Raw genomic sequence first — 23,720 nt, 5'->3', positions numbered from 1 at the left:
GCGGGGGAACGACGGCCGGGCCGTCCCCGCACGGGCGAGCCGCGCCTAGGAACGACGCTCCAGCGCGTCGAAGAAGCGGACGATCTGCGGCTCGGCCTCCTTGAACGTGCCGAAGTGGTCGGCCTTGCCATGGTCGATCACCGGCACCTTCACACCGTTGCGCGCCAACTGGCGAGCACAGCTGCGCGAGTTCGCGATCGGCACATCCGTGTCACCGCCCGCCGCGTGCAGCCGCACCGGCACGTCCGGCTTCCACGCGCAGGTGCCGTCCTGGGCCCGCATCGCCTCCAGCAGGGCCCCCGACGGATGCTGCAGCTTCTCCCGGAACCCGTCCGTGATCAGTTGATCCACCGTCGCGGGAAGCGCCTTGAAGATCTCCTCCTCCGTGTGACGGCTGTCGAAGAGCGCGTCGACGACGCCCGCGTACGGCTGCTTGAAGGCCTCGGCCGGGTCCTTGTAGAGCGGGCGCAGCCGGTTCTGCGCCGTGAGGTAGTACGAGAGGTAGAAGACGGCACTGGTCTGGTTGACCCTGCCGTCGAAGATGCCGGGCATCTCCGCGTTCTCGAGGTCGTACGGACCGGCCACCGGCGCGAGGCCACGGAGGCGGAAGTGCCGGTCGGCGCCGCCCGCCAGGGCCTTCCCGAGCGCCATGGCCACCTGCCCGCCCTGGGAGAAGCCCGTGCCGTACACATCGCCGTTCAGCGGCCGGCCCAGCCGCTGCGCGGCCGTCCGCGAGGCCCGCAGCATGTCCAGCGAAGCGGTCACGGAGGACGCGGTGTCCATGTACGGGTGCCGGCCGGGCCCCTTGCCGAGCCCGAGATAGTCGGGGGCGGCGACCGCACGCCCCGCCGAGGCGTGCAGATACGGCGACAGCCGCCCGAAGCCCTCGCCCACGGAGGGCGCGTAGTCGCGGTTGGCCATGGTGCCGTGCGTCTCGGCGACCAGAGACAGCGTGCGCCCACCCCCCTCGGGCAGCACGAACAGGCCCGTGGCGGTCGTGGGCGCACCCTGCGCGGTGACCGTCCGGTACGTGAGCCGGTACGCCCGTACGCCATGGACGGCCCGCGACGCGTCGATCTCCGCCTTGCCCAGGAACGCGGCCACCTCGTCGCGGCTCACAGTGGCGACGGGCGTCACCGACAGCAGCGCGCCCCGCTCGCCGTGCTGCCGCGCGGACGCGGCCTTCCCGGAGGGCTCCGCCGCCACCGCGGGCGCCGCCCCCAGAGCCGCCACGACGAGGGCCGTGGCGACCGCCACACCCCGCCGCCCCATGGAACTGCCCCTGCCCGAACGCCCGTTGCCGATGCCGTTGATCATCATGGACACGACCCTAGGCGGCACCGCACCGCGACCGCCCCCTCCCTGAGAAGGGCCGCCCTCCGGCCCACCCCTAGGGGACGGATCGTTCCCGCAGCCGAGACGACGCCCCACCCCACCGGATCGCGTTAGTCCAACACCGCACCCCCCTTTGTCCATGGGCACCCCCACCACATCCGCCCCACAGTGACGCCGTGACCGCAGAAACCACGGGCCCCAGCAGACGGACCGTCGTCGTCACCACCGCCCTCGCCGGCCTCGGCACCTCCCTGGCCCCCACCGCCCACGCCGCCGCCGCGCCGACCGAGGCCGTACTGCGCTCCGACACGCTCGACGTCCGCGTCGACACCCGCTTCCCGCGCATCGTGTCCTACACCGACCGCGCCCACGGCGCCGTCCTGTACGGCCAGGAGGACCCCGTCACCTCCCTGCTGATCGACGGCGTCGAACACACCCCCCAGGTCACCTCCTCCACCGGCACCGCCCACGCCACCTACCGCCTCACCCTCGGCCCCACCCGCATCGACGTCGAGATCCGCGTCGACGGCCCCCGCGTGCACTGGCGCGTCACCCGCATTGCCGACACCCCCGCCCTACGCGTGGGCACCCTCGACATCCCCACGCTCGCCTTCCTCTCCGTACGCAGCACCCAGCCCCACGCCACCCTCCTCGCCGCCCGCATCCACCTGGACGCGGCAGCCGACGGCGACACCCTCGTACGACCCACCCCCCGCACCCCCGCCGACCCGGCCCCCACCGGCTGCGCCTACGCCGTCGTCAGCACCGGCGAACTCGCCGCCGCCCTCGAGACCAACACCGTCCACGACAAGCCGGACGCCACCTCCTCCTGGGAGAACGGCCGCCTCCGCCGGCAGACCCTGACCCGCACCGGCTACACCAAGGCCCAGCTCACCTGCGGCCAGTGGACCCACCGCGCCGCCACCGCCCCCCTGACCACCACCGAACCCCTGCCCTACGCCACCGTCATCGTCACCGGCGACCGCAACGGCGACGGCACCGCCGACTGGCAGGACGCCGCCATCGCGATGCGCGACATCATGACCGAACCCCTCGGCGCCCGGGAGCAGCACCTGCGCGTCGTGCCGCACATCCCGTTCAACTTCGCCAGCCAGGCCACCAACCCGTTCCTCGCCACCCTCGACCACATCAAGCGCATCCACCTCGCCACCGACGGGCTACGCCAGTTCACCCTCCTCAAGGGCTACCAGTCCGAGGGCCACGACAGCGCCCACCCCGACTACGGCGGCAACTACAACACCCGCGCCGGCGGCCTGGCCGACCTCAACACGCTGCTGCGCATCGGCAAGCGCTGGAACAGCGACTTCGCCGTGCACGTCAACACCACCGAGTCCTACCCGGTCGCCCACGCCTTCTCCGAGACCCTCGTGGACAAGAACAACCGGCAGTGGGACTGGCTCGACCAGTCGTACCGCATCGACGCCCGCCGCGACCTGGTCTCCGGCGACATCGCCCGCCGCTTCCGGCGACTGCGCCAGGAGACCGACCCGGCCCTGAACACCCTCTACATCGACGTCTTCCGCGAGTCCGGCTGGACCTCCGACGCACTGCAGCGCCTCCTGCGCGAACAGGGCTGGCAGATCACCACCGAATGGGGCCACGGCCTCGAGCGCTCCAGCCTGTGGGCCCACTGGGCCGCCGAGACCGACTACGGCCCCGACACCTCGCGCGGCATCAACTCCCGGCTCATCCGCTTCATCCGGCACCACCAAAAAGACGTCTTCGCCGACAAGTGGCCACTCCTGGGCACCGCGAAGCTCGGCAGCTTCGAGGGCTGGCGCGCGAAGACCGACTGGACCTCGTTCCACCGCCTGCTGTGGACCGAGAACCTTCCCGCGAAGTATCTGCAGGCGTTCGCGATCCAAACCTGGGGCGAGCACGACATCACCCTCGCCGCACCCGACGGCGTCACCACCCACGTCTCGGACGCCGACGGCACCAAGAAGATCACCACCGACGGCCGTCTCGTCCACGACGACGGCGCCTACCTCCTGCCCTGGGAACCGCTCAGGGCCACCGACCCCGCCAAGCTCTACCACTACAACCCCCGCGGCGGCCGGACCACCTGGGAGCTGCCACGGGCCTGGGCCGCCCTGCGCTCGGTGGTGCTGCACCGCCTCACCGACCAGGGCCGGGCCCACGCCACCGACGTGCCGGTGCGCGACGGCCGCGTCACCCTCGACGCCGCACCCGCACAGCCCTACGTCCTCACCCGCACCCGGGACCGGCACCGCCCCGACCCCCGCTGGGGGGAGGGCACCCCCGTACGCGATCCGCACTTCCTCTCCGGCACCCTCGACTCCTGGCACGCCACCGGCCCCGCCCGGGCCGTACGCAGCGCCCTCGGAGACTGGGAACTGGTCGTCGGCGCCGGGGGAGCGGCCACCGTCAGCCAGAAGCTGGCCCGGCTGGCGCCCGGCACCTACGCCGCCTCCGTCCAGGTCGAGGTCGGCACCACGGCGGGGGAGCGCAGACGGGCCGCGCTCACCGTCCGCACCGCCGACGGGGTCACCGCCACCAACTGGACGGACACCTCCACCGCCGTCAACCACATGGCCGCCGACCACAAGCACGGCACGCGCTTCCAGCGGATGTTCACCTACTTCACCGTGCCGCCCGGCGGCGGCCCCGTGACCCTGGCGCTGACCGCGGCGGCCGGGCGGGCCCGGGTCCGCTTCGACGCGGTGCGCGTCGTCCCCGCACGGCGGGCCACCGCTCCCGGGGCCCTGGTCCTCGAGGACTTCGAGAACGTGCCGCAGGGCTGGGGCCCGTTCGTCAAGGGCGACGCGGGCGGCGTGACCGACCCGCGCACCCACATCGCCCAGCGGCACGCCCCCTACACCCAGCGCGGCTGGAACGGCAAGGCGATCGACGACGTCATCGACGGCACCCAGTCGCTGAAGTCGCGCGGCGAGAACCCCGGCCTGGTCTACCGCACCGTCCCGCACACCGTGCGCTTCACCCCCGGACGCCGCTACCGCGTGACGTTCCGCTACGAGAACGAGCGGGCGGACCAGTACGCGTGGATCACGGCGGTGGACGAGCCCGGGGAACGCGAACTGACCCGTACGCCCCTGCCCGCGGCCACCGCCCCGGCGACGCACACCTACGAGTTCACCGCACCCGATACGGGTGAGGCGTGGGTGGGACTGCGGAAGGTCGGAGACAACGGGACCGCTGAGTTCGCTCTGGATGGCTTCACCGTGCACGCAGTCGGGCAATAGACATCCACGGGGTTCCGTCCCGTTGGTCACCGTCATCGGCCGGTGATCAGCGGGACGGGAGCTCAGCCACCGCCCCCACCGGGAGCGCCGGCCCACCGGCCCGGTCGAACTCCAGCACCAGCAGCTCGTTGTCCCCCTCACGCAACACCGGCCCCGGCACATACAGGGCACGCTGCGGTCCCCGGTCCCAGTACCGGCCCAGACAGAAGCCGTTGACCCACACGAAGCCCCGCACCCACCCCGGCAGCTCCACCGTCGCGTCACCGGCACCCACCACCGCGAACACCCCCCGGTACAGACCCGGGCCGCCGTCCCCGCCGGTCGTGTCCCACGCCCGCCACGGCACCCTCCGCGACGCAGCCGCCTCCTCCACGGCATCCAGCCGCAGCGCCCGCGCCCGTACCCCGTGCACGTACTGCCGGTCGTGCAGCACGCCTCCCGTGACGCCCTTGGACTCGCCCAGGCGAGGGCCGTAGTTGACGCGGCCCAGTGACTCCACCCACACCTCCACCGACGCCGGCCCCGCCACCTCACCGGCCGGCACCACGCCACCGCCGTCCACATCCCCGGCAACAGCCGCGCGCACCCCGTCCACGTACACCGTCGCCACGTCCCGCAGCCCCACCAGCCGCAGCGGATACGCCCCGCGCGGCCCCGGCACCTCGAAGCGGTACCGCACCACCCCGCGCTCGACGCCCAGTTCCTCGAACGCCGGCGGCACCGCACCCTCCCGCTCCTCGTCCCCCAGCGCGTCCACCACCTCGCCCAGCGGCGCCCACTCGCCGAGCCGGGCCACCACGGGGGAGCTCAGCGCGGGCGGCGCCGGCGGCAGGGCGGGCAGCGGGCCGGCGGCCTGCCGGTACTCCGCCAGCACCTCGCGGAACGCCCAGAACTTCTCCGTAGGGCGACCGAACTCATCCACCGGCGCGTCGTAGTCGTAGGAGGTGACCGTCGGCAGCAGCGCCCCGCGATGGTCGTCCCCGGCCCGGTTCGCCCCCGCCCAGCCGCCGAAGTTCGTACCCCCGTGCGCCATGTAGACGTTGACCGACGCCCCGCACTCGAGGACCTCCCGCAGCACCCGCGCCGCCTCCGCGGCCCCCCGGGACGCCGCCTGCCCGCCCCAGTGCGTGAACCAGCCGCACCACAACTCCATGCACATCAGCGGCCCCGAAGGCCGGTACCGCCGCAACACCTCGAACGCCTCACGCGCACCCGAGCCGAAGTTCACCGTCGCCAGCACACCCGGCACCGCACCACCCGACAGCATGTGCTCCTCCGGCCCGTCCGAGGTGACCAGCGGCACCGTCACACCGAGCGCCTTCCACCGTTCTGCGAGATGCCGCAGATAAACCCCGTCACTGCCGTACGACCCGTACTCGTTCTCGACCTGCACCAGCACCACCGGACCGCCCCGGTCCACCTGCCGGCCCACCACCTCGCCCGCCACGACCGAGAACCACTCGTCCACGGCCCGCAGGAACCGCCCCTCCCGCGTCCGCACCCGGCACCCCAGCTCACCCGTCAGCCACGACGGCAGTCCACCGTTCTCCCACTCCGCACAGATGTACGGACCCGGGCGCACCACGGCGTACAGCCCCTCATCGGCCGCCGCGTCCAGGAACCGCCCCAGCGCCCCGACGTCCCGCCACCGCCCCGGGGCCGGCCCGTGCCAGTTCCACGGCGCGTACGTCTCCACACAGTTCAGCCCCATCGCCCGCAGCATCCCCAGCCGGTGCCGCCACAGCCCCTCGTGCACCCGGAAGTAGTGCAGCGCCCCCGACAGCAGCCGCACCGGCCGCCCGTCCAGCTCGAAACCCTCGTCCCCCACCACGAACTCCGGCACGCGCCCGCCTCCCGCCCTCGACCCGGTCCCGACACGACCCCGGCCATCCTCGCCCTCTGGCGGGGGAGCAAGCCATGGACAAAGATCGGCCCTGTTTGGACGGAGCCGACGGCGCCGCGGAAGGCGGGACGCGTGTATCACACATGGATGCGCTACTTCACCCCCGGCCCGGTCCACCACCGGCTCGGCCTGGTCTGCCTCGGCGTCGGCCTCCAGCACGGCGCCCTGCCCGCCGTGGGCCCCCGCGTCCTCGACCACCACGTGGCCGTCGTGATCAGCGCCGGAACCGGCTGGTACCGCACCCCCGACGCCCGCACCCACCCCGTCACCGCCCCCGCCCTGCTCTGGCTCACCCCCGGCGTCCCCCACCACTACGGCGCCGGCCGCGACGCCGGCTGGGACGAGGCCTTCGTCGACTTCACCGGCAGCGCCGTCGCCGCCTACACCGAACTCGGCTACATCGACCCCGAACGGCCCCTCATCCCCCTCACCGACACCACCGGCCCCCGCACCGCCGTCGCCCGCATCGCCCGCGCCGCCCGCCGCGGCAACCCCCTGCTCGAGGTCGAGACCTCCGCCGCCGTCCACGAACTCCTCGTCGCCCTGCGCCGGGCCCGCGCCGACTCCGCCACCGACACCGACCCCGTCCTGCGCGCCCTGGCCCGCGACGCCTTCCTCCCGCTGTCCGTCACCCAGCACGCCGCCCGCCACGGCATGACCCCCGCCGAGCTGCGCCTGGCCGTCCGGCACGGCGCCGGCTGCAGCCCCAAGGACTACCTGCTCGGCATCCGCCTCGGCCGCGCCAAGGAGCTCCTGGCCGCCACCGAGCTGCCCGTCGCCGCCGTCGCCCGCCGCGTCGGCTACGACGACCCCGCCTACTTCAGCAGGCTCTTCACCCGCCGGGTCGGCACCGCCCCCATCCGCTTCCGCGAGCGCTGCGGCCGCACCGTGCCCGGCGGCTGGAGCAACGAGATCCCCGATCCGGAGCACCCACCGGTCATCGGATCCCGCCCGTCCGCATAGGCTCGGTGGGGTGGAGATGAACAACAGTGCCAACGACGAGTCCGTACGCGCCGAGCTGGGCCGCCTGCGCGACAGCATCGACAACATCGACGCGGCGGTCATTCACATGCTCGCCGAACGCTTCAAATGCACTCAGCAGGTCGGCCACCTCAAGGCCGCCCACAAGATGCCCCCGGCCGACCCGGCCCGCGAGGCCCGCCAGATCGCCCGCCTGCGCGAACTCGCGGAGAACGCGAAGCTCGACCCGGCGTTCGCGGAGAAGTTCCTGAACTTCATCATCGCCGAGGTCATCCGCCACCACGAAACGATCGCGAGGGCCTAGCCCGGCTCGCGCCGGGTGCCCGCAGCATCAGGCGCTGGGCGGCTCGGCGCACCCCCTTCCCGCCGCGGCGGCGACCGGCCGAGACGGCGCGGTCCGGTGCCCCGAGGGCTTGCGCCGGCTTTGGCAGCGCCGGGCCGGACGGCGGGGATTCCCGCCGTTGCGGCGCACAAACGGTTCGCCGCGACAGCGGCGCCTCTTCCCGCCGCCGCGGTGCCCAGCCGCAACGGCCCGGCCCGGCGGTGCCGGACCGGGGCGCGGCGCGCAAACGGCCCGCACCGGCAACCCCGAGTACAGCGCCACGCGCAAGCGGCCGCACGCAATATGCCCAGGCCCAGCGCCCAGCGTTACGGCAGCATGGGCCGCATGCCCGTACTGACGCGCGACGAAGCGCAGAGCCGAGCCCGGCTCCTCGACATCCACCGCTACCGGATCGACCTCGACCTCACCCGCGGCGAGGAACACTTCGGCTCCACCACCGTCATCCGCTTCACCGCCCGCACCGCCGGCCGTACGTTCGTCGAGCTCAAGCCCGCCACCCTGCACCGCGCCACCCTCGACGGACAGCCCCTCGACCCCGCCGACCTCGACGGCAACCGCCTCCCGCTGACCCTGAGCGCCGGCGAGCACGAACTACGCGTCGAAGCCGACATGCGCTACTCCCGCACCGGCGAAGGCATGCACCGCTTCACCGACCCCGCCGACGGCCGCACCTACCTCTACACCCAGACCTTCCTCGACGACGCCCAGCGCGTCTTCGCCGCCTTCGACCAGCCCGACCTCAAAGCCCTCTTCGACGCCACCGTCACCGCACCACCCGAGTGGACCGTCCTCGGCAACGCCATAGCCACCCGCCTCGGCCCACCCGAAGAAGGACGCTGGCAGCTCGCCACCACCAAACCCCTCAGCACCTACTTCGTCGCCTTCGCCGCCGGCCCCTGGCACAGCATCCGCACCGAACACGCGGGACTGCCCTTCGCCCTGCACTGCCGCCAGTCCCTCGCCGCCCACCTCGACGCCGACGCCGACGAAATCCTCGACATCACCCGCCGCTGCTACGACCGCTACCACGAGATCTTCGACGAGCCCTACCCCTTCGACTCCTACGACCAGGCCTTCGTCCCCGAATTCAACGCCGGCGCCATGGAGAACCCCGGCCTGGTCACCTTCCGCGACGAATACGTCTTCCGCTCCGCCGTCACCGACACCCAACGCCTGGGCCGCGGCACCACCATCGCCCACGAAATGGCCCACATGTGGTTCGGCGACCTCGTCACCCTCCAATGGTGGGACGACATCTGGCTCAACGAATCCTTCGCCGAATACATGGGCGTCCAGATCCTCGCCGAAGCCACCCGCTTCCACGACACCTGGACCGACTTCGCCATCGCCCGCAAGGCCTGGGGCTACGACGCCGACCAACGCCCCTCCACCCACCCCGTCGCCCCCACCCCCGACGACGTCCACGACACCGCCGCCGCCCTCCTGAACTTCGACGGCATCTCCTACGCCAAGGGCGCCGGCGCCCTGCGCCAACTCGTCGCCTGGCTCGGCGAGAAGGACTTCCTCGCCGGCATCAACGACCACTTCGCCCGCCACCGCTTCGGCAACGCCACCCTCGCCGACTTCATCGACTCCCTCGCCCGCAACACCGACCGAGACATCCCCGCCTGGGCCCGGACCTGGCTGCGCACCAGCGGCGTCGACACCCTCACCCCCACCGTCAGCGACACCCCCGACGGCTGGCGGCTCGACCTCCACCACGACGGCACCCGCCCCCACCGCCTGTCCATCGGCCTCTACGACCACGCCCCCGGCGACCGGCCCACCCTCACCGCCCGCGACCGCACCACCACCGACCTCCCCGCCGGCCCCGGCACCCACAGCCTCACCCTGCCCGGCCCCCGCCCCGACCTCGTCCTCCTCAACGACGGCGACCTCACCTACGCCAAGGTCCGCCTCGACCCCACCTCCTGGAACACCGCCCTCACCGCCCTCTCCGGCATCCCCGACCCCCTCAGCCGGGCCGTGCTGTGGAACGCCGCCCGCGACATGGTCCGCGACGGCGAGCTCGACCCCACCGCCTACCTCGACGCCGCCCGCACCCACCTACCGCACGAGAGGGACATCGCCGTCGTCCAAGGCGTCCTCGCCTTCACCCGCACCCAGATCGCCGACCGCTACCTCACCCCCGAACAGCGCCACCACGCCCTGGCCACCCTCACCGACCTCTGCCACGACCTCCTCGACCGCACCCACGGCACCACCGGCACCGAAGGACTGCGCCTGGCCGCCGCCCGCACCCTCATCGACAGCGCCACCACCCCCGACACCCTCCAACAGTGGCTGCACACCGGCACCGCCCCCGGCGGCCCCGCCCTCGACCCCGAACTGCGCTGGCGCACCCTCGCCCGCCTCGCCACCCTCGGCGCCGCCACACCCCACGACATCGACACCGAACTCACCCGCGACCCCAGCGCCACCGGCCAGGAAGGCGCCGCCCGCTGCCGCGCCGCCCGCCCCGACCCCGCCGCCAAAGCCGCAGCCTGGCACACCCTCTACACCGACGACCAGCTCAGCAACTACCTCTTCACCGCCACCGCCCAAGGCTTCTGGCAGCCCGAGCAAGCAGACCTCCTGCGCCCCTACCGCGACCGCTACTACCCCGACGCCCTCGCCCTCGCCACCCGCCGCGGCCCCGCCCTCGCCGCCGCCGCCGGAACCCACGGCTTCCCCCACACCCTGATCGAGGAAGAGACCCTGCGCCGCGGCCAGGACTTCCTGCGCGACGCCGACCCCACCCCCGCACTGCGCCGCAAGCTCGCCGACCAGCTCGACGACCTGCGCCGCGCCCTGGCCGTCCGCGCGGCACACCCCTAGCCGACGCGGGCCGCGGACACGACAAAGGCTCCCGTACCCCCGGTGGGGGTACGGGAGCCTTGGCCCATGGCTCTGCCGACCGTCAGGACCGACGGTCAGTCGCGCGCGTCGCCCTTCGCGGCCTGCGACGGCTGAGCCGTCCGCAGCTCCTCCAGGAAGCGGTCGACGACGCCGCTCTCCCGGGCGTAGTCGGCCATCGACTCGCCGACGATCTTGCCCGCCAGCTCCGTGGCCAGCGCACCGACCTGCTCCCGCAGCTCGGCCTCCGCCACCGCACGCTCGGCGTCGATCACCGCGTGACCCGCGGAGACGATCTCCTCACGCTGACGCTGACCCTCGGCCCGCAGCTCGGCGATGATCGCCGTACCCTGCTCGACCGACTCCTGCCGCAGCCGCGCCGCCTCGTGACGGGCCTCCGCCAGCAGCGCCTGGTACTCGGCGTGGACCTGCGCCGCCTCGGCGCGGATCTCGTCCGCCTCCTCGAAACGACCCTCGGTGGCGCTCTCACGCTCGACGAGGACCTTGTTGATCCGCGGCAGGATCACCTTCGCCATCACGGCGAAAACGATGAAGAACAGCACCAGCCCGAGGATCAGCGGAGCGGGCTCGGGCTTCAGGGGCCCAATGTCGAGGGCAAAAGTCATGGCCATGGTGTGCACATTACCTTGCGGCCCCGCCCACCCACCGACCCGCACCCGCCCCGCGCCCCCGCGCGAACCCCCAACTCGCCCCCGCCACAAGGCGACGACAGCCCCGTACCACCATCGGGCGAACCCTCCTCCACTCGAGGTCACCGAGCGTGCACAGCCGGTAGCTTGGCCCGTTGGTGCCAGCCCCGGACCCACCAGCACACCCAGGAAGACACACAGAAAACCAACCCAAAAGGGACATAGTCATGCCTGCGCCGCCCACGCCCCACCCCACCCCCGCAACAGCACTCGCGGGCGGCGCCCAAGGAACCCGCGCCCTGCGCCCCCTCCTCGACATCACCCTCAACGCCCTCGCCCGCGGCGCCACCGCCCGCGGCGGCCCCCTACCCGCGGGCGGCCCCGAAACCGTCGCCGCCCGCATACGAGCCACCGGCCCCGCCCTGCCCGAACACGGCACCGGCCCCGAAGAATCCCTCCACACCCTCGTCCAAGCCCTCGCCGAAGGCGCCGCCGACCCCGCCGACCCCCACTGCGCCGCACATCTGCACGGCCCACCCCTCGCCCTCGCCACCGCCGCCGACCTCGCCGCCGGCACCCTCAACCCCTCCCTCGACTCCTGGGACCAGGCCCCCTCCGCCACCGCCCTCGAAGCCCTCACCACCCAAGCCCTCGCCGCCCTCGCCTACCCCGACCACCCCGCACCCGACGCCCTCGTCACCACCGGAGCCACCGAGTCCAACCAGCTCGCCCTCCTCCTCGCCCGCGAAGCCGCCCGCACCCACCACGCCACACCCCTGCAGATCATCTGCGGAGCCAACGCCCACCACAGCATCCACCGCGCCGCATGGCTCCTCGGCCTCCCCGAACCCCACACCCTCCCCACCCCCACCGGCACCCTCAACCCCGACGACCTCCACACCGCCCTCACCGCCCACCACGACACCCCCACCCTCGTCGTCGCCACCGCCGGCACCACCGACACCGGCCGCATCGACCCCCTGCCCTCCATCGCCGACCACTGCGACACCCACCACGCCCGCCTGCACATCGACGCCGCCTACGGCGGACCACTGCTCTTCAGCAACACCCTCAAGACCGCCCTCACCGGCCTCGACCGCGCCCACACCATCGCCCTCGACCTGCACAAACTCGGCTGGCAACCCATCGCCGCAGGCCTCCTCGCCGTCCCCGACACCACCGCCCTGCGCCCCCTCGCCCACCAAGCCGACTACCTCAACGCACCCGACGACACCGAAGCCGGCCTCCCCGACCTCCTCCACCGCTCCCTGCGCACCACCCGCCGCCCCGACATCTTCAAGATCGCCGTCACCCTCCGCGCCCTGGGCCGCCAAGGCATCGCCGACCTCGTCGAACGCGTCTGCGCCGCCGCACACCACCTCGCCGACCTCATCGACGCCCACCCCGCACTCGAACTCCACTCCCGCCCCACCATCAGCACCGTCCTCTTCCGCCCCCTAGGCGCCGACCACCACACCACCGCCCACACCAGACGCCGCCTCCTTCACACCGGCCACGCCGTCCTCGGTCGCGCCACCACCCCCCAAGGCCTCTGGCTCAAAGCCACCCTCCTCAATCCCCACACCCGCCCCGACGACCTCCGACACCTGCTGAAACTCGTGGAAGGCCACACGACCCGATGACCAACCCCCAGCCCCCCGCCTCCGCCCCCGACCAACCCCTCGACCTCGTCGGCATCGGCATCGGCCCCTTCAACCTCTCCCTCGCCGCCCTCGCCCAGCCCGTAGCAGACCTCCGCACCGCCTTCTACGACCAGAACCCCACCTTCCAGTGGCACCCCGGCCTCCTCATCGACGGCACCACCCTCCAAGTCCCCTACCTCGCCGACCTCGTCACCCTCGCCGACCCCACCAGCCCCTGGACCTTCCTCAACTACCTCAAATCCCGCGAACGCCTCTACCCCTTCTACTTCTCCGAGCGCCACCACATCCACCGCGCCGAATACGACGCCTACTGCCGCTGGGTCAGCGAAAACCTGGGCGGACTCCACTTCAACCACCACATCGACGCCGTCCGCTGGAACCCCGAACGCATCCTCTTCGAAATCGACTACACCCAACTCGACCCCGAAGGCGAAGCCGACGCCCTCGGCCGCGCCTACACCCGCAACCTCGTCCTCGGCGTCGGCACCGCACCCCACATCCCCGAACCCCTACGCCCCCTCGCCGAAGCACACAACGTCCCCGTCATCCACTCCGCCGACTACCTCGAACACCGCGAAAAACTCCTCGAAGCCGAACACATCACCGTCATCGGCTCCGGCCAATCAGGCGCCGAAGTCTTCCTCGACCTCCTCCGCCGCCGCCCCACCGGCCGCGAAAAACTCGCCTGGCTCGCCCGCAGCCCCGCATTCGCCCCCATGGAATACAGCAAACTCGGCCTCGAACACTTCACCCCCGACTACACCCACTACTTCCGCACCCTCCCCGAAGCCGTACGCGACCACGTCCTGCCCCAACAGTGGCAACTCCACCAAGGCATCGACGCCCACACCATCGCCGACATCCACGACGAGCTCTACCGCCGCAGCCTCCACGGCGGCTGGCCCGACGCCGTCCTCACCCCCGGCGTCTTCGTCCGCACCGCCGGCCGCGTCGGCACCACCCGCGTCGAACTCCACCTCGAACACATCCAGCAGGGCGCCCGCTCCCGCCTCACCACCGACGCCGTCATCCTCGCCACCGGCTACCGCGAACGCCGCGTCGACACCCTCCTCGCCGCCCTCGACCCCTACATCCGCCGAGACTCCAACGGCCGCCCCCGCATCGACGAACACCACCGGCTCATCCTCGACCCCTCCGTCAAGGGAGCCATCCACGTCCAGAACGCCGAAACCCACACCCACGGCATCGGCACCCCCGACCTCGGCCTCGCCGCCTGGCGCAGCGCCGTCATCCTCAACGCCCTCACCGGAAAAACCCACTACCCCCTGCCCCAGCGCACCGCCTTCACCACCTTCGGCCTGGAGCCGCGACCACAGCCACGGCCCCACACCGGCATCACCTCAGAAAACAGGCGCACCATCCCGCGTCAACTTCCAGTCCACTGACGCAAAAGCCCCCACATCGATCGACTGCTTCGCCTTCACCCAACCGATGATCGTGTTACGAATCTCCTCCGAATTCGCCCACACCTGCTTGGCACGCGCCACATGCGGGAAATTCCCGCCACCACTCGCCCGGTAGTTGTTCACCGCCAACACAAACTCCGCCGAATCCACGAGCGGCTTCCCGTCGAACGAGAGATTCACGATCCGCGAACCCGGCGCCTTCGCGACATCGATCTCGTACGACAAGCCGCTCACCACGTCGTAGTTGTAGTCCGGAATGCTCTCCGCGTTCGTCAGCTTCGCCGGATCCACCGGCGCACCCGCCGGCGTCCGCACGTAATAACGCGCCGAGAACTCCAGATACTCACGCAGCTGCGCACCCGTCAGCACCCGCGCCTCCAGCGTGTTCTCGAACGGATACAACCCCGCCACCTCGCGGATCGTCACCTTCCCCGCCGGAACGGCAGCCGTACGGGAAAAACACGACGCCTGGGAGAGAACAGGAAGGGCGGCGTACGCGGTACCGGCGAGCGCCACACGCACCGTCTCCGCCTGCACATGATTGATGAAATCAATGATCGGCGTGTCCTTGTACGACGCCTCCGCCGCACTCATCGCCGCCGACGACGTACCGATCACCTGATTCACATACGCCACCACCTTGCGATGCTCATCGCTCAGCAGACCCGTGATCTTCCGGTCCTCGGCCACCGTGTTGGAGTTCAACACCTTCGCCGCCACCGACTCCACCTGCCAGCGACCCCGCTCCCACACCACATCGAAGTCGAACAGCGTCAGCCGCTGCCCCCACTTCAGCGGCTCGGACAGCACCACCTGCTTGCCCGTCGCCTTGTTCGTCACCCGGTACTCGGGAATCTCCGTATGGGCGTGCCCGACGAGAATCGCATCGATACCCGGCACCTGCTCGGCCACCAGAGCCGCCGCATTCTCGATGTACGGCAACTGATCACCGTACGACGACGTACCACTCGAACCCGAATGCGCCGAAACGATCACCACATCCGCACCCAGCGAACGCAACTTCGGCACCCACTTCGCGGCCTGCTCCTCCAGGCCCGGGAACACCATCTTCCCCTGCACATTCGCCTTGTCCCAGATCGCGATACCCGGATTGGTCAACCCCAGGATCGCCACCCGCACATCACGACCGTGCGGCGTGCACACCTTCTTCATCACATACGGCGGGAAGGCCGGGCGCAACGTCTTCGCATCCAGAGCATTCGCACCCAGAATCGGGAAACGACACTGCTCCTGGAACTTCCGCAACGTCGGAATGCCGTAATTGAACTCGTGATTGCCCAGGGCCGCCGCGTCATAGCCGATCGCGTTCATCGCCTGCGCCATCGGATGCACCGGGCCGTTCGCCCCGGTGATCGGATCGACCTTCGCATAGTAGTACGACAGCTGCGTACCCTGAATCGTGTCACCCGCATCGATCAGCAGAGTGTTGCGCCGCCCCTTCTCGGCACGCACCTGATTCACCAGCGTCGAAATCTTGGCAAGACCCACATCGTTGTGCGCCTTGTCATCGAACTCCGCATCCGTGAAGTAATCCCAGTTGAAGACATTGCCATGCAGATCCGTGGTGCCCATCACGGTGAAGGAGTACCGCTTCTTCCGGCCCCCGAGAGACTCCGCCTCCGCCGGCGCGGCACCCACGGCACCGGCCAACGCGACACCCGCACCCGTCGCAGCGGTACGTCCCAGAAAATTCCTACGGTTGAGCGGCATATGTTCTGTTCTCCCCATTCATCATCAGAACCAACGCGCGTAGATTCTGGCCCAGCAACCACACCCCCCAACACCCTCACAAGGTTGCGAATACATCACCACCACCTGAGACGCTGAACCCATGACCACACCGGCACCCGCACCGCTGCCCTACGGCACCCCCGACACCCCACGCGTCGCCGTCCGCGGCGAAGCCCGCCTCGAAGTCGACCCCGAAATCGCCCGCATCGGCATCACCGTCAACGCCCGCGGCACCGACCGCCGAAACACCCTCGAAGACCTCACCCACCGCAACAACCACGTCCTCGACCTCCTCAAGTCCTACGGCACCGCCGTCGAAAAACTCGAGACCGGACGCTTCTCCATCACCCCACAGCTCACCGAAAGAGGCCGCAACGAACGCATCCGCGCCTATCACGGCACCGTCCATCTCACCGCCACCCTCGCCGACTTCACCGCCCTCGGCGAAATCGCCACCCGCCTCGCCGAACTCGACCTCACCCAGGTCGACGGCCCCTGGTGGTCCCTGCGCCCCGACTCGCCCGCCCACCGGGACGCCCGCCAGCAAGCCGTACGCGAAGCCGTCCAGCGCGCCCGCGAATACGCCGCCGCACTCGGCGCCGAACTCACCGCCGTCGTCGAACTCGCCGACACCGGAGCCGAGAACACCGGCCTCCCCGGCTACCCGCCGCCCGCCCCCGGCGGAATGATGCGAACCGCCGGCTACGGCGGCGCCCCCGCCCCGGCCCCCGCACTCGACCTCGAACCCCAGCGCCAGACCGTCTACGCACAAGTCAACGCCCGCTTTACGATGAGCCCACCGGTGCTCTGAGAGGAACGCGAGGCGCTCATCAGAGCGGCCCCTTGCACGTTTCACAAAGTGTCAACAAGCTTTTACCCAACGGACGTTGGGGAGTTGCGAGGGGCCAATTCTCTACCCACCAGTAGGTCATAAGGTCGTGCCATGCGCCGAGCGAAAATCGTCTGCACCCTGGGCCCCGCCACCGACTCGTACGAGCAGATCAAGGCACTCGTCGAAGCAGGCATGGACGTAGCCCGCTTCAACCTCAGCCATGGCACCTACGTCGAACACGAGGCCCGGTACCAGCGGGTGCGCAAGGCCGCAGAGGAAACCGGCCGCAACATCGGCATCCTCGCCGACCTTCAAGGCCCGAAGATCCGCCTCGGCCGCTTCCGGGAAGGCCCCGTACTCCTTGAACGCGGCGACGAATTCACCATCACCGTCGAGGAGACCGAGGGCGACCGTCACTGCTGCGGCACCACCTACGACGGCCTCGCCTCCGACGTCACCAAGGGCGAGCGCATCCTCGTCGACGACGGCCGCGTCACCCTCGAAGTCACCGACGTCGACGGCCCCCGTGTCAGGACCGTCGTCCTCGAAGGCGGCATGGTCTCCGACCACAAGGGACTCAACCTCCCCGGCGTCGCCGTCTCCGTCCCCGCCCTCTCCGAAAAGGACGTCGAAGACCTCCGCTGGGCCATCACCACCGGCGCCGACACCATCGCCCTCTCCTTCGTCCGCAGCGCCCGCGACATCGACGACGTCCACCGCGTCATGGACGAAGAAGGCCGCCGCCTCCCCGTCATCGCCAAGATCGAAAAGCCCCAGGCCGTCGAGAACCTCGACGGCATCGTCGCCGCCTTCGACGGCATCATGGTCGCCCGCGGCGACCTGGGCGTCGAAATGCCCCTCGAAACGGTCCCGATCGTGCAGAAGCGAGCGATCAAGCTCGCCAAGCGCAACGCCAAGCCGGTCATCGTCGCGACCCAGATGCTCGACTCCATGATCGACGCCTCCCGCCCCACGAGGGCCGAGGCCTCCGACGTCGCCAACGCCGTCATCGACGGCACCGACGCGGTCATGCTCAGCGGCGAGACCAGCGTCGGCAAGCACCCCATCGAGACCGTCAGGACCATGGGCCGCATCGTGATGGCGGCGGAGGAAGACGTTCTGGCCAAGGGCCTCCCCCCGCTGACCGAGCGCAGCAAGCCCCGCACCCAGGGCGGCGCCGTCGCCCGGGCCGCCGCCGAAATGGGCGACTTCCTCGGCGCCAAATTTTTGGTGGCCTTCACTCAATCCGGTGACACGGTGCGGAGGCTGTCGCGGTACCGGTCGCCCATCCCGCTGCTGGCGTTCACGCCCGAGCCGGCGACGCGGTCGCAGCTCAATCTGACGTGGGGGGTGGAGACGTTCCTGGGGCCGATGGTGCAGACGACGGACGAGATGGTGGAGCAGGTGGACGAGTACCTGCTGCGGATCGGGCGGTGCCGGAAGGGTGACATGGTGATCATCACGGCGGGGTCCCCGCCGGGGGTGGCGGGGACGACCAACCTGGTGCGGGTGCACCACATCGGGGAGGACGATTCGCCGAAGGGGTAACCAGGGGCGGGCGGTCAGTACTTCGGGCCGATGTGGACGTCCATGAGGGCGACGGAGGCGCGGCGGGCGACGGAGACGTCGACGGTTCCGTTGCCGCGCCGGGTCATCTTCCACTCGACGCCGACTTTGTCGAGGGTGTCGGTGAACAGCTTCCGGATGTCGTCGGACTTGTTGGTGAAGAAGTAGCGCGGGTACTCGTAGCGCTTGCGCTCGCCGCCGACGAGACGGGTGGTCCAGTTGGTGATGCGGCAGCCGTCGGAGTGGATCAGGCCGCGCAGGAATTCCCAGGGGTGGGTGTCTACGATCCACTGTTGCCAGCGTTCCAGCGTGATGCGCCGCTCGTGCTTCTTGCCTGAGCCGTGCTGAGGGAAGAGGCAGGGCCAGTGCTTGCTCGCACTGGCCACAGAGACGCAGCCCGGGTTCTGAACGAGGCACACGCTGTTTGTGGGGCGGACACGTTTGATCGCCTCACGGCAGGCGTCGATGAGGCCGGGCCACGCATCAGCGCACGCGATGCGGAGCGTGTAGCTGCCGCTTGATTGCCGACTGACGCAGCCGTCGCCGAGGTAGAGGCCCAGTAAGTAGGCGTATGCAGTGGTGTCCTGGGGCGGCTGTGGACTGGGGCCGCAGAGCGAGCACACGGATGTGCGGGCCAGGGGCTCGATCCGGGTCTGCCACGAGCGGATCGCCCACCGGGATATGCCGGTCTGCTTGCTCACGGCGTTGAGGCTGCGGCCTTGGCTGACGAGGGCGAGGACGTGCTGGCGCGTCTCGAGATCGTACATAGCTGCGAGCGTGGCCGAATAAATGTCGGCACGGGCTGATTCGAAGCCATGTTCACCACGGCGAGTGAAGATCCCCAACGGTGGGGGATCTCAGCTCGTCTTTGAATTGAAGGTAAAGTACCCCGGGTCGGACTCGAACCGACACTGGATGGGTTTTGAATCCATGGCCTCTAACCAATTGGGCTACCGGGGCCCTTGCAATCCAAGGGAAGTGTATACCCCCTCGGTGCTCAAACCTACATGACGTAGGTAGGCTCGTGCAGCAGCACCTGCCCTACTGAGGAGACCCGTGACCGCCGCCGAGCCCCAGCCGCCCGTCGACGACGAGCCGCAGCACACCCCTCCGCACATCACCCGCGTCGTGATCGCCGAGGACGAGGCCCTGATCCGTCTCGACCTCAAGGAGATGCTTGAGGAGGAGGGCTACTCCGTCGTGGGCGAGGCCGGCGATGGCGAGACCGCCGTCGCGCTGGCGCGGGAGCACAAGCCCGACCTGGTGATCCTCGATGTGAAGATGCCGGTCCTCGACGGGATCTCCGCCGCCGAGCGGATCGCGGCCGAGTCGATCGCGCCCGTCCTGATGCTCACGGCGTTCTCGCAGCGCGACCTCGTGGAGCGGGCCCGGGACGCCGGGGCCATGGCCTACCTGGTGAAGCCGTTCAGCAAGAGCGACGTCGTGCCGGCCATCGAGATGGCCGTCTCGCGCTTTACCGAGCTCAAGGCCCTCGAGCAGGAGGTCGCCGACCTCTCGCAGCGGCTGGAGACGCGGAAGCTGGTCGACCGGGCGAAGAGCGTGCTGCAGACGCAGTACGGGCTGACCGAGCCGGCGGCGTTCCGGTGGATTCAGAAGACGTCGATGGACCGCCGGCTGTCGATGCAGCAGGTCGCCGAGGCCGTCATCGAGGACGCCAAGGAGAAGAAGGCGGCCAAGGAGCAGTAGTCGTCCTTGGCAGGAGAAGGGGCCCGCGTCCGTATGGACGCGGGCCCCTTCTGCGTGGGCGGGGTCAGTCCTCGCCGAGGTAGGCCTTGCGGACCGATTCGTCGTGGAGGAGGTCCGTGCCCGTTCCGGAGAGGACGATCTTGCCGATCTCCATGACGTGGCCGTGGTCGGCGAGGGTGAGGGCGGCCTGGGCGTTCTGTTCGACGAGCAGGATGGTGGTGCCGGAGGCCTTGAGTTCGGCGATGGTGTCCATGATCTTCTGCATCATGATCGGCGAGAGGCCCATGGAGGGCTCGTCGAGCATGAGGAGCTTGGGGCGGGACATCAGGGCGCGGCCCATGGCGAGCATCTGTTGTTCGCCGCCGGAGAGGGTGCCGGCTTTCTGGGCGGCGCGTTCGCCGAGGATCGGGAAGAGCTCGTAGGCGCGGCGGATGTCGTGGGCGATGGCGTCGGTGTCCTTGCGGAGGAACGCTCCGAGCTGGAGGTTCTCGGCGATGGTGAGGCGGGGGAAGATGTGGCGGCCTTCGGGGGAGTGGGCGAGGCCGCGGGCGACGATTTCGTGGGCGGGGACGCCGCCCAGGGGTTTGCCGTCGAAGCGGATCGTTCCGGCTACGGGTGTGAGGAGGCCGGAGAGGGTGCGCAGCGTGGTGGTCTTGCCGGCGCCGTTGGTGCCGATGAGGGTGACGACCTGGCCGGCGTGGACGGTGAAGGAGATTCCTTTGACGGCTTCGATCTTGCCGTAGGCGACGCGGAGGTTGTCGACTTCGAGGAGGGGGGTCATCGCTGGTCTCCCTCCGTTTCCGCCGTGGTGGCGGCTTCGGCTGTGGCTTCTGCGGCTTCGACTTCGGCTATTTCTTCCTGGCCGGGTGCGCCTTCGAAGGGTGTGCCGAGGTAGGCGGCGATGACGCGTTCGTCGGCCTGGACGGTGTCGGGTGTTCCTTCGAGGAGTTTTTGGCCTTGGACGAGGACGGCGACGCGGTCGCAGAGGTTGAAGATGAAGCGCATGTCGTGCTCGATGACGAGGACGGCTGTGCCTTTTTCCCTGATGGCGCGGACGAGTGTTTCGGTGGCGCGGGTTTCCTGGGGGTTCATTCCGGCGGTGGGTTCGTCGAGGAGGAGGAGTCCGGGGTCGCTGGCGAGGGCGCGGGCGATTTCGAGCTTGCGTTGTTCGCCGTAGGGGAGGTTGCGGGCGAGGTGGTCGCGTTTGGGGGCGAGGTCGGTGAAGGTGAGGAGTTCCATGGCGCGTTCTTCGGAGGCTTTTTCGGCGCGGTGGAATCCGGGGCCGCGGAGGAGGGCGGAGAAGAGGCCTTCTTTGGTGCGGGTGTGGCGGCCGACGAGGACGTTTTCGAGGACGGTCATGTTGGGGAAGAGGCGGATGTTCTGGAAGGTGCGGGCGATTCCTGCCTGGGTGACGAGGTGGGGTTTGGGCGGGAGGGTGGTGCCTTGGTAGGTGACGGTGCCTTCGGTGGGTGTGTAGAGGCCGGTGAGGCAGTTGAAGAAGGTGGTTTTTCCGGCGCCGTTGGGTCCGATGAGGCCGACGATTTCGCGGTGTCCGACGGTGAGGTCGACGGTGCGGACGGCGGTGAGTCCGCCGAAGCGCATGGTGACGCCGGTGGCGGTGAGTACGGGCGTGGTGAGCGGGTTGGGTGTGGCGGTGGTCGTCATGGTGGTTACGCCTCCGCCTTGGTGAGGGATGCGCCGCCGGCCGGGGTGGTGTCCTCGTGTTCGTGGAATTCGAGTTGTTTTCTGCGGTCGGCGACGAGGCCTTCGGGCCGGAATCGCATGAGGAGGATGAGGGCGAGCCCGAAGAGCAGGAGTTGGTAGTCCTGCATGAAGTCCATTTTGCTCGGTATGAGGTAGAGCAGGGCTGCTCCGACGATCGGTCCCGTGATGGTGCCCATGCCGCCGAGGATGACGGCGGCGAGGAGGAATGCGGAGTTGGGGGGTACGGTGCCGGCGAATTGGTATTGGTCGGGGGTGGCCGTGGTGATGACGTGGGCCTGGATGGTGCCGGCGAGTCCGGCGAGTGCGGCGCCGAGGGCGAAGGCGAGGAGTTTGAGGCGGAAGGCGTTGATTCCCATGGCGGTGGCGGCGGTTTCGTCCTCGCGGATGGCGATCCAGGCGCGGCCGATGCGGGATTCGGTGGCGCGGCGGAAGACAAGGACGACGACGATGGTGGCGAGGAGCATGAGGAGGTAGTAGTTGCCGAATCGGCCGATGGGGGTGCCGAGTATGTCGTGTGTCTTTCCGAAGTCGAATCCAAGGATGTTGAGTTCGGGGATGTTGGGGATTCCCATGGCGCCGTTGGTGATGTCGGGGCCGGTTTTGCCGTTGAGGTTGAGCATGGTGATGCGGAAGATTTCACCGAATCCGAGGGTGACGATGGCGAGGTAGTCGCCGCGGAGCCGGAGGGTGGGGGCGCCGATGAGGACGCCGAAGACGAGTGAGGCGGCGATGCCGGTGAGGACGGCGGCCCAGAAGGGGAAGTGGACGCCGATGGCGGATTCGGGGGAGCCGGAGACGAGGGCCGCGGCGTAGGCGCCGACGCCGAGGAAGGCGACGTAGCCGAGGTCGAGGAGGCCGGCGAGGCCGACGACGACGTTGAGGCCGAGGGCGACGGTGGCGAAGATCAGGATGCTGGTGGCGAGGTTGGTGTAGGCGTCGTTGGTCTGGGTGAGGGGGAAGCAGGCGGCGGCGACGAAGGCGGCGGTGAGTGTGGTGTTGCGGTGTTTGGCGGTGAGGGTGGTGAGGCGGGTGGTGAGTCCGGAGCGGCCGATGGCGGCGAGGGCGCAGCCGGTGAGGAGGAGGTAGCCGACGAAGAGTTCGCCGTATTCGGTGTCGATGCCGTAGCTGAAGAGGTAGAGGCCGAGGCCGAAGGCGGTGGCGATGATGAGGATTTCGGCCCAGGTGGGGAGGGGGGTGGGGCGGGGTGGTCGGTGGGTGGTGAGGGTGTGGCGGAGGCGGTGCCAGGGGGTGGGTGGCCGGGTGCCGTCGTGGTCGTCGTAGGGGTGGTCGGGTGGGAGGGCGAGGGCGGCGGCGAGGGTGAGGAGGGTGGTGGTTGCGGCGAGGTAGCCGCCGGGTTCGAGGTTGGCGAGGCCGCCGAGGTCGATGGCGATGGCGGCGAGGGTGTACCAGGTGGTGGCGAAGGTGCCGAGGGTGAGGAGGAGGGTGGGTGCGGTGGCGCCGGCGGGGGTGAGCCAGCGCAGGCCGGGGGTGCCGTGTCCGGCGACGGCGTGGAGGAGGGTGAGGAGGGCGCCGGCGAGGGTGATGGTCTGGAGGCCGCCTGGGTATCCGGTGACGGTGAGGTTGCCGGGGAATTTGGTGGTCCAGGTCCAGGCGGTGAAGGTGGAGGCGATGGCGAGGGTGGCGCCGGTGATGACGAGGATGCGGGCGGTGTTGGGGGACAGGGGTATGAGGGCGTGGTGTGGGCGTGGAGTGGGGTGGGTGCCGGTCATGGTG

At 70.1% G+C, this 23,720-nt stretch carries 17 protein-coding genes and 1 tRNA gene; 9 read left to right on the top strand and 9 right to left on the bottom strand.

Annotated features, from left to right (window positions below):
* Positions 1-45: 45 nt before the first annotated feature.
* The gene (locus tag ACIGXW_RS00820) at positions 46-1,320 is read right to left on the bottom strand and encodes an alpha/beta hydrolase (RefSeq protein WP_399568502.1); all 1,275 of its coding nucleotides are present in this window, start codon (positions 1,318-1,320) and stop codon (positions 46-48) included.
* Positions 1,321-1,511: 191 nt separating this feature from the next.
* On the opposite strand from ACIGXW_RS00820, the gene ACIGXW_RS00815 reads away from it, so the two are divergent.
* On the top strand, positions 1,512-4,580 hold the full coding sequence (locus ACIGXW_RS00815) for an endo-alpha-N-acetylgalactosaminidase family protein (protein ID WP_399568500.1): 3,069 nt from the start codon (positions 1,512-1,514) through the stop codon (positions 4,578-4,580).
* 46 nt (positions 4,581-4,626) lie between these two features.
* Here the strand turns inward: ACIGXW_RS00815 and ACIGXW_RS00810 are convergent, their stop codons facing one another.
* The gene (locus ACIGXW_RS00810) at positions 4,627-6,423 is read right to left on the bottom strand and encodes a beta-galactosidase family protein (RefSeq protein WP_399568498.1); all 1,797 of its coding nucleotides are present in this window, start codon (positions 6,421-6,423) and stop codon (positions 4,627-4,629) included.
* Positions 6,424-6,555: 132 nt separating this feature from the next.
* On the opposite strand from ACIGXW_RS00810, the gene ACIGXW_RS00805 reads away from it, so the two are divergent.
* From ACIGXW_RS00805 to pepN, 3 genes are all read left to right on the top strand, one after another.
* Positions 6,556-7,446, top strand: coding sequence for a helix-turn-helix domain-containing protein (locus tag ACIGXW_RS00805; protein ID WP_399568496.1), 891 nt, complete (start codon positions 6,556-6,558; stop codon positions 7,444-7,446).
* 16 nt (positions 7,447-7,462) lie between these two features.
* On the top strand, positions 7,463-7,768 hold the full coding sequence (locus ACIGXW_RS00800; RefSeq protein ID WP_071964734.1) for a chorismate mutase: 306 nt from the start codon (positions 7,463-7,465) through the stop codon (positions 7,766-7,768).
* Positions 7,769-8,131: 363 nt separating this feature from the next.
* A complete protein-coding gene (gene pepN, locus ACIGXW_RS00795; RefSeq protein WP_399568494.1) occupies positions 8,132-10,645 on the top strand; it encodes an aminopeptidase N in 2,514 nt (837 codons plus the stop codon).
* Positions 10,646-10,740: 95 nt separating this feature from the next.
* On the opposite strand, the gene ACIGXW_RS00790 is transcribed toward pepN, so the two are convergent.
* Positions 10,741-11,295, bottom strand: coding sequence for a F0F1 ATP synthase subunit B (locus ACIGXW_RS00790; RefSeq protein WP_071964736.1), 555 nt, complete (start codon positions 11,293-11,295; stop codon positions 10,741-10,743).
* Between the two features lie 245 nt (positions 11,296-11,540).
* On the opposite strand from ACIGXW_RS00790, the gene ACIGXW_RS00785 reads away from it, so the two are divergent.
* Positions 11,541-12,956 carry a pyridoxal phosphate-dependent decarboxylase family protein gene (locus ACIGXW_RS00785; RefSeq protein WP_399568492.1) on the top strand — a complete coding sequence of 472 codons (1,416 nt, stop codon included), beginning with the start codon at positions 11,541-11,543 and terminating at the stop codon, positions 12,954-12,956.
* Positions 12,953-14,383 carry a lysine N(6)-hydroxylase/L-ornithine N(5)-oxygenase family protein gene (locus ACIGXW_RS00780; protein ID WP_399568490.1) on the top strand — a complete coding sequence of 477 codons (1,431 nt, stop codon included), beginning with the start codon at positions 12,953-12,955 and terminating at the stop codon, positions 14,381-14,383. The genes ACIGXW_RS00785 and ACIGXW_RS00780 overlap by 4 nt, the downstream gene beginning before the upstream one ends.
* Here ACIGXW_RS00780 and ACIGXW_RS00775 read toward each other — a convergent pair.
* On the bottom strand, positions 14,339-16,135 hold the full coding sequence (locus ACIGXW_RS00775) for a bifunctional metallophosphatase/5'-nucleotidase (protein WP_399568488.1): 1,797 nt from the start codon (positions 16,133-16,135) through the stop codon (positions 14,339-14,341). The genes ACIGXW_RS00780 and ACIGXW_RS00775 overlap by 45 nt on opposite strands.
* Before the next feature lie 121 nt (positions 16,136-16,256).
* Here ACIGXW_RS00775 and ACIGXW_RS00770 point away from each other — a divergent pair, with 121 nt between their 5' ends.
* Positions 16,257-16,967 (top strand): SIMPL domain-containing protein, encoded by a 711-nt coding sequence (locus tag ACIGXW_RS00770; RefSeq protein WP_071964016.1) that lies wholly within the window; start codon positions 16,257-16,259, stop codon positions 16,965-16,967.
* A gap of 132 nt (positions 16,968-17,099) precedes the next feature.
* The gene (gene pyk, locus ACIGXW_RS00765) at positions 17,100-18,536 is read left to right on the top strand and encodes a pyruvate kinase (RefSeq protein ID WP_399568486.1); all 1,437 of its coding nucleotides are present in this window, start codon (positions 17,100-17,102) and stop codon (positions 18,534-18,536) included.
* Between the two features lie 14 nt (positions 18,537-18,550).
* Here the strand turns inward: pyk and ACIGXW_RS00760 are convergent, their stop codons facing one another.
* Positions 18,551-19,321, bottom strand: a complete 771-nt coding sequence (locus ACIGXW_RS00760; RefSeq protein ID WP_399568483.1) for a transcriptional regulator — start codon at positions 19,319-19,321, stop codon at positions 18,551-18,553.
* A 118-nt stretch (positions 19,322-19,439) separates the two neighbouring features.
* A tRNA-Leu gene (locus ACIGXW_RS00755) sits at positions 19,440-19,514 on the bottom strand.
* A 96-nt stretch (positions 19,515-19,610) separates the two neighbouring features.
* On the opposite strand from ACIGXW_RS00755, the gene ACIGXW_RS00750 reads away from it, so the two are divergent.
* Positions 19,611-20,261: a response regulator gene (locus tag ACIGXW_RS00750; protein WP_361889579.1), complete on the top strand. Its 651-nt coding sequence runs from the start codon at positions 19,611-19,613 to the stop codon at positions 20,259-20,261.
* Between the two features lie 64 nt (positions 20,262-20,325).
* Here ACIGXW_RS00750 and ACIGXW_RS00745 read toward each other — a convergent pair whose 3' ends face one another.
* Genes ACIGXW_RS00745 through ACIGXW_RS00735 form a run of 3 tightly spaced genes read right to left on the bottom strand, consistent with a single transcriptional unit; the run spans position 20,326 to position 23,716 of the window.
* Positions 20,326-21,042, bottom strand: coding sequence for an ABC transporter ATP-binding protein (locus tag ACIGXW_RS00745; protein ID WP_399568481.1), 717 nt, complete (start codon positions 21,040-21,042; stop codon positions 20,326-20,328).
* Positions 21,039-21,926: an ABC transporter ATP-binding protein gene (locus tag ACIGXW_RS00740; RefSeq protein ID WP_399568478.1), complete on the bottom strand. Its 888-nt coding sequence runs from the start codon at positions 21,924-21,926 to the stop codon at positions 21,039-21,041. The genes ACIGXW_RS00745 and ACIGXW_RS00740 overlap by 4 nt, the downstream gene beginning before the upstream one ends.
* A gap of 5 nt (positions 21,927-21,931) precedes the next feature.
* Complete coding sequence (locus ACIGXW_RS00735; RefSeq protein ID WP_399570753.1) at positions 21,932-23,716, bottom strand: branched-chain amino acid ABC transporter permease; 1,785 nt, start codon at positions 23,714-23,716, stop codon at positions 21,932-21,934.
* Between the last annotated feature and the right edge of the window lie 4 nt (positions 23,717-23,720).

This window comes from Streptomyces sp. NPDC053079 (genome assembly GCF_044546695.1).
GTDB lineage: Bacteria > Actinomycetota > Actinomycetes > Streptomycetales > Streptomycetaceae > Streptomyces.
Note: the sequence above shows the minus strand (reverse complement) of the source record. Positions and strands in the feature narration are given on the sequence as shown.